The 6584-nt window shown below is 56.5% G+C and carries 6 protein-coding genes; all 6 read right to left on the bottom strand.

The features are described 5' to 3' along the window. Positions 1-32 precede the first annotated feature (32 nt). The 6 genes from EN932_RS04990 to EN932_RS05015 all read right to left on the bottom strand — a co-directional run bounded on the left by EN932_RS04990 (position 33) and on the right by EN932_RS05015 (position 5633). Complete coding sequence (locus tag EN932_RS04990; protein ID WP_063169397.1) at positions 33-794, bottom strand: sulfotransferase domain-containing protein; 762 nt, start codon at positions 792-794, stop codon at positions 33-35. A 283-nt stretch (positions 795-1077) separates the two neighbouring features. Continuing rightward, entirely contained in the window at positions 1078-1866 is a 789-nt protein-coding gene (locus EN932_RS04995; RefSeq protein WP_063169398.1) for an ABC transporter permease, read from the bottom strand. Between the two features lie 3 nt (positions 1867-1869). Then, the gene (nodI, locus tag EN932_RS05000; protein ID WP_024505873.1) at positions 1870-2784 is read right to left on the bottom strand and encodes a nodulation factor ABC transporter ATP-binding protein NodI; all 915 of its coding nucleotides are present in this window, start codon (positions 2782-2784) and stop codon (positions 1870-1872) included. A 261-nt stretch (positions 2785-3045) separates the two neighbouring features. Next, positions 3046-4371 carry a chitooligosaccharide synthase NodC gene (gene nodC / locus EN932_RS05005; protein WP_063169399.1) on the bottom strand — a complete coding sequence of 442 codons (1326 nt, stop codon included), beginning with the start codon at positions 4369-4371 and terminating at the stop codon, positions 3046-3048. Between the two features lie 15 nt (positions 4372-4386). Next, positions 4387-5046: a chitooligosaccharide deacetylase NodB gene (gene nodB / locus EN932_RS05010; protein ID WP_063169400.1), complete on the bottom strand. Its 660-nt coding sequence runs from the start codon at positions 5044-5046 to the stop codon at positions 4387-4389. Next, positions 5043-5633: a NodA family N-acyltransferase gene (locus EN932_RS05015; protein ID WP_063169401.1), complete on the bottom strand. Its 591-nt coding sequence runs from the start codon at positions 5631-5633 to the stop codon at positions 5043-5045. The genes nodB and EN932_RS05015 overlap by 4 nt, the downstream gene beginning before the upstream one ends. Positions 5634-6584: the final 951 nt, after the last annotated feature.

A 6584-nucleotide genomic window follows, 5' to 3' on the forward strand; every position in this document is an offset into this window, starting at 1 on the left:
TACACGCCCATCAGAGCACGCGGTACAAGCGATTAAGCGTAGGAGCGCATTGAATCTCCGAGGTCAAAAAATCTTGAATAAGGTCCCCGTGCGAAGTGAATCCGCAACTCGTCAAAGTTCTCCACCGTTTGATCCAGCGGTCGCGTTTCCTGGCGCTGCAGGATGGCGTTATCTGATGGCTCAAGCGCTGGAACGCCCAGGAAATCCCAAACCGCTCCCAGGCATTGGGCAGGTTCGTGAAGTAGGCTCTCGTATTCCATTACAAGCAGGTTGGTCGACGTGAAGGAGTCCATAACGCGAGCGTGAAAATCGTCGGCGGCTTTGAAATAAGCCTCACAGTCGGCGATTGACAACCTGACGCTCGGTGGCCGAGCGGTATCGTTGTCCCAGCTGAACTTCAGCCAGTGACCGCTTTCCCTGGCCTGCACAAAGGATCGGAGCGATTCCAATACGTTTCGGCGAACAACAAGGATGACCTTGAGTGCTGGCCAACGAGCCAGTTCCGCAAAGAATGCGGGACGCTCGCGAAACTGAGGTTCATTGATCTTGCATCCAAGATGCGTCACATTCTTGTAGTCGCGCATAGGGCAGCGCACATAGGCAAGCTCAAGAAGCTCGCGATCCGTGCCTAGCAGGCGATCAGTGCTGGGCCAATTGGGATCATATTCGTTTAGCAACTCACCGTTACTCAAAACGGTCGGATGCTCGTTTAGCAATTCTTCTAAATAGTGTGTTCCGGTCCTTGGCATAGCAAGGATCACAAAAGGCTCAAGAGTTGCTTCGTTGTGGGTCATTGCATGTGTATCCAACTAAATAATGGCCGCGACGGTCTGTGGACGCGCACAAGAAGCTTGGCTGCTATCGATTGAACGCTCCGGGTGGGTCCGCGCCTCACCATCCAGCCTGTTCTTCGAGGTGTGGTCGCGAAGCTGGGCGGGTGCCTGCAGCGGCTGGGTGGCGCCCGGCTTCGGCGTTGTACCACTCGCGATTCCTAGCATACGCATGCCTCCGGGCCGCTGTGGGCAGTTTGCATCCGGCATTGCGGACCTCCTTCTGGTTAATGGGTGTAAGCAAGCGTCAACGCATTAGTCGTCGATGAAACAGTCCAGCCGACAGAAAAAAAGGCAATACAGCGAACATGCAAAGTGCGCCTATATGCAGCCCTACATTGTCGCCCAGGCGGCCGAGCATCACCGGACGGATTAGCTCGATAGAATTCGCCAGGGGCGAGAAGGCCGCAATCTGCTGAAACACTCCTGGCAATTGGCCGACTGGAAAAACCGCGCCCGAAAGGAACAGCATGGGTGTGATGACAAGCGTCTGATAGAAAATAAAATAGTGATAACTGGGCGCGAGCGCGATGACGAGCATGGCCAGGCTCGCAAAGGCGAATCCGGTGAGAGCGACGACCGGTAGCACGTAGAGAACCGACGTCCACGCGGCATAACCTAGCGCGGCCGCAACAATCGCAATTGTCGTACCGGCCAGAAAAGCCTTTGTGGCTGCCCAGGTCAATTCACCGAGAACGATGTCGCCGAGGGTAAGTTGTGTGTGCAGGATTGCTTCCCAAGTGCCCTGATCGCGCATTCGACCGAAAACCGCGTAAATTGTTTCGAAGGTTGATGCTGTCATCGCGCTCGTCGCAACCATGCCGGCTGCCAGAAAGGCGATGTAGGATGCACCTTCGATGCGGCCTACCAACAGTCCAAGGCCAGTGCCGAGCCCGAAAAGGTAAATCATCGGATCAGCAAGGGTGCCGAGCATTGAAGCAAATGCCACCTTCTTCCATGCCAGATGATTGCGGCGCCACACCGCCATCCAGTTCCAGGCGTTGGCGGGTAGAGCGGCCGCAAAACGTTCACCCATTGCTCACTTCTCCATCTCACGTCCGGTTAACCGCAAGAAAACGTCCTCCAGACTGGGTGGACGCTCTAGAATACGCAGACCCGCTCGACCGCGAAGCTGGATGCGCACATCCTCCGGCTCAGGCGCATAGCAAAAGAGCGTCTCGCCGCTTACCTCGACACGCTGAACGTACGGTCTGATCAGCGAAATCAGCTCCTGTGGATTACCGCCGAAGATCTCGATCACGTTGCACCCAATGTACTCGTCGATCAGCGCATGAGGACTGCCCTCGGCGATCTTGCGTCCCCGCTCGAGAACACACAGCCGATCACAAAGCCGCTCAGCCTCTTCCATGAAATGGGTGGTCAAAATGATCGTTTTTCCGCTCGCCAGCAGGAAACGAAGTCGCTCCCAGATCAGATGGCGGGCATGCGGGTCGAGGCCGGTCGTGGGCTCATCCATCACAAGCAACTGGGGGTCGTTGATCAGAGCACGTGCCAGCGTCAGGCGCCGCTTCATCCCGCCGGATAGCAGGCCGACACGTGAATCCGCCTTGCTCTCAAGGCGAGCGAACTCGAGCAGCCGTGGGATGACGGCGTTGATCTCTCTTGTACTCATGCCGAAGTAGCGCCCGAACACCAACAGGTTCTCACGTACCGTAAATTCCAGGTCGAGATTGTCGAACTGCGGGACCACGCCTATGCCCTTGCGGGCCAAGCGGCTGCGTGCCGGCACTGGTAGACCGAGGACTGTTATATCACCCGCGTCAGGCCGGGTCATACCGAGGAGCATACGCGCAATCGTGCTCTTGCCTGCGCCGTTAGGCCCCAGCAGACCGAAGCACTCTCCCGATGCAACGGTGAAGGACAGCCCGTCCACAACGAGCTTGTTTCCGAATAATTTGGTTACGCCGGTAAGGTCGATTGCTACATTGGACATGCGTCTATCTCAAGCGGAATGAGTCCGATTGGCCACCGGCAGCTTACTTGCGAATTCTGGTTCAGAGCAGGCCACCGCCTTGAGATGACACCTTTGGAAAGTCGCGGCCGGAGCGACGTGTGTATCGCTTCCGCCAAAGAATAACGTCAAGATGCCACGTGTCGCTTCCACATAGTCCCCGTTCTGACCATAGGTAACTCGACAAGCTTCACCCCGTGTCGACTGACACAACTTACTCGGTCACTCGGCGCTGCAAGGCCGTCAGACTTCACTAGCTGTGAGCGAAAGATCTGCAGTATGAAGTGACTCCGCAATTCCAGAATTGCCCGCAGCATTTGCTCCGCCAAGCGGCATCGCGCTTGTGATTTCCTTTGTGCTGCTGTTGGGCAGGGGAACACTTTTACGCGACAGCCAATCGCTATTGCTCAATGTACACAGGGCGTAAGCCTTCAAGGGGATCAACAGGAATATCCTGATTAACGCGTGCATTGAATAGCCGATGAATCGAAGCTGCCGAGTGCGGAAAGATAACACCGTAGATCTGATTATGGTCATCGTGACAATAGCCAGCACCGTCCACCAATTTACTGTATGTGAAAATAGTAACTCACCGAGCGCCGTTACTACCGCGATGCCGAGCAACAATGGGCCGAGATTCTCTCCCATCACATCCAAAGTTAGATAGCGATCCAGGCCACGCAGTAGACCTCGCGCAAGCATCGTGTCCCGGAAAGTGCTTCGTGCCCAGCGGAGTTGTTGGCGCAAATAAGGTCCCATCTTGTCCGGAACGACTGTCGCCGCGACGGCACCTGGAACGTACTCGGTTCGAAAGCCTGCTTTCAGCATGAGGATCGTAAGATGACGGTCTTCACCGAAGTCGCTTGGTTTCCCCCTGAACAGCTGCGTCTCGTATTGATCCAGCAGAGAAAGGAGACAAGACCGGCGGTACATTGCACATGGGCCGCAGCAGCACATGACCGCACCAAAGCGACCTTGCGCCGCGCGCTCCTCATTGCAAGCCAGCCAGTATTCCATATCGATCAATCGGGTCAACCAAGTGTCGCTGCGGTTGTATGCCGTCAGCTGGCCCATGGCCGCTCCGACCATGGAATCCCGCATTTTTACTGCAAGCTTCGTGATGACGTCGGACGCAAGTGTCGTGTCAGAGTCGACGCTGAGCACGAAATCTCCAGATGAGCGGCGGATGGCGGCGATCTGCGCCTTGCGTTTGCCAACATTTTCGCGGAGCAGAATGAAATTGAATCTCGGGTCGCCCTCGTAGGCGTGATGTACCGGGATGACGGCATTACGATTTCCAGAACCGTCGTCAACCAGATAGACCTGAAATGTTCCGGAGTAATCTTGATTTGCAATGGAAGCTAAACACGCCGCGAGTGTGCGCGGGTCCTCATTGTAGCAGGGGATAATGACATCCACGCTCGGCCAACGGTCGGATCCGAACAAGCTTTCCGACGGCGGCGTAACATTTTCCGGTTGGGAGTAGACCGCTTGCATGCCTCTGTAAACAGTCGAGAGCACCGCATAAGACGAAACGGCAACAGTACTGGCTGTGGTGAGAAGGTCCATAGGATCTCTGTTTGTTCAGGGATGTTGAGGAAGTGATCGGATTACAAATCCGCGGCCGTGCAATTCTGGAATTAGGCGTGACAACGCTGTCACCGTCTGGTCGCGCAGACTGGCTTGATTGCCTGGTTGCAATTCGTCGGGAGCGCACCCGTCGTGCAACAGCACGATTGCGCCCGGCCGGATATCGGCGAGCACTCTGTCGACGATGGCGTCAACGCCGGGGCGAGACCAGTCGCGTGGATCAATGGACCAATGGACGGGCGCCAATGCCTCACCCGCTAATGCAGCGATTACTTCTTCGGTCCAGATGCCATAGGGTGCACGAAAGTACCGAACCATGGCCTGCGGGCAAGCCATCCCTATGACTCTGTTTGCCTCAACTATCTGGCAGTCGACTTCGACGGACCCGCATTTAGCTAGGTCCGGATGAGTCATCGTGTGGTTGGCTATACCGTGGCCGTCTGTAATAATTCGGCGAACGAGTTCCGGCTCGTCGGCCGCGTAGGCCCCAACAACGAAGAAGGTCGCCGGCACCTGATGTTGCGCCAGCACATTGAGTATCTGCGGTGTGAAAAATGAATTGGGACCGTCGTCAAACGTCAGATAGACGCTGCGCTCTGCAATGCGATCGGCATTGTCACTCTGCCCTTCGCATATGTAGTCCAGAGGCTTCATAGTTCCGGACCGTTCCGGTCGATCAGGGTACCAGACGGCCACTCGTCCATCGAGCGTCCGATCGGCGAAACCAACACGAGTACGTCTTCCAGGCGCGTGGGCGGCAGGTCGGGATGCACATCTGGACGGGTCGACCGTACGCGAACGCCCGACACAATGTTCGCGAGGCCGGCTCTGCAGAATCTTTCGACATGGTTTCGCAGCGCGTGCCGAACCGTGCCGAAAGCGAATGGAACACCCAACTGATGGAGCACTGGGTACGCCACGCGCATCGAAAAACCGATTCCGAGCCCTTCAAGATCCGGACGAACCGCGTACAGGCCCAATTCAGCGACGATCAAGTCGACCTCGCCAACTTTGATGAAGCGCCGCAGCATGCCGATGTGAGCCGCTACCCCATGCGCGTCGTAGCCGATTGCGCGGAATTCCGGCCTCGCGCCGGCCCAACTGCGGCCGCCTTCGAATGGCTCCGCGTTGAAGGCGCCAGTCCGTCCATAGGTCTTTCGAAAAAAGTCGGAGAGTTCGACATGGTCGGCCAGTTGCAGCTCATTTTCCCAGCACAACTTCCACTCGACATTCGGACGCATGGAAGACCTCACCTTGTAGCTGTCTGGTTGAGATAAATGTCCAAGCATTGATTAAATAATTGGCGTCGCGCCAACGGGGCGTAACTTGTGGGGACCGCCGAAAGACCAAGCCGCAATGCAGATGCGACTGACTTTGTACGCCCCGCACACCAGATGATGCTCCTCAGATCCAACGCAACCATCGGAACTACCTATCTTTCCAACTTGAAGCGCTTCTATGGGACCTGCAGCAAAAACGGTAAAATCCTTTGTTTAGATGAAAGGTATCCACGCTTTGGATAACTGGGCGAATGCGTTCCATATGGCTGGTCAATTATCGTCGTCACGCTCGAGGCACTTCTGACGAAGCGCAAAGCTCACGCCCGCGGCACGCGCGGCCGTTGCCGGGCCGCGCGATTATCTCCGTAAGAGCCGAGTGGAGCTCAGACACGACGATTGATCAGAATCTGATTCGCGGGTTCAGTATCTCTTTCGTGTATCCAGCTCTGGGCTGTCCTTTGGCGGGAGTTAGGTTCGCCCAGGTTCTGAGCCTGGGGCGTTGGCCCGTTCGCCGCGCAGGCTCCTTCGCACATCGTCGAGGCCGAGAAAGAGGGGCCACACAGCTCCCCCTGTACTTTCCACCACCCGACACCAGCGCTCACCCAGGGCGCCGGCCTTGCTCACCTCAACGGATAGCGCACTCGCGCCGCTTCACGATTAAAAGAATTCTACAAGCAAGATGCCTGTTTGATCGAGAGACGTCCGCTGCCAATTCCCGCATCGCAGAGGCAGCCAATAGCGCTCGCTTTACATAGTGGTCCGGCAAGCAGCTAGATACGACAGGTGACCTCAAATGAGGCGTCTTGCATGGCTTCTACACCTGCCTGAATGCCAGAACTGCGTTCGTACCGCCCATGGCGAAGGCGTTGCTCATGGCGACGCGCACCTTGCGCTCCCGCGGCACATTGGGTG

This window comes from Mesorhizobium sp. M7A.F.Ca.US.002.01.1.1, assembly GCF_004022955.1.
Classification (GTDB): domain Bacteria; phylum Pseudomonadota; class Alphaproteobacteria; order Rhizobiales; family Rhizobiaceae; genus Mesorhizobium; species Mesorhizobium ciceri.

Excerpts from the sequence above, each read along its gene's own strand:
- EN932_RS04990 (WP_063169397.1), bottom strand. The coding sequence starts at position 794 with ATGACCCACAACGAAGCAACTCTTGAGCCTTTTGTGATCCTTGCTATG.
- EN932_RS04995 (WP_063169398.1), bottom strand. The coding sequence starts at position 1,866 with ATGGGTGAACGTTTTGCGGCCGCTCTACCCGCCAACGCCTGGAACTGG.
- nodI (WP_024505873.1), bottom strand. The coding sequence starts at position 2,784 with ATGTCCAATGTAGCAATCGACCTTACCGGCGTAACCAAATTATTCGGA.
- nodC (WP_063169399.1), bottom strand. The coding sequence starts at position 4,371 with ATGGACCTTCTCACCACAGCCAGTACTGTTGCCGTTTCGTCTTATGCG.
- nodB (WP_063169400.1), bottom strand. The coding sequence starts at position 5,046 with ATGAAGCCTCTGGACTACATATGCGAAGGGCAGAGTGACAATGCCGAT.
- EN932_RS05015 (WP_063169401.1), bottom strand. The coding sequence starts at position 5,633 with ATGCGTCCGAATGTCGAGTGGAAGTTGTGCTGGGAAAATGAGCTGCAA.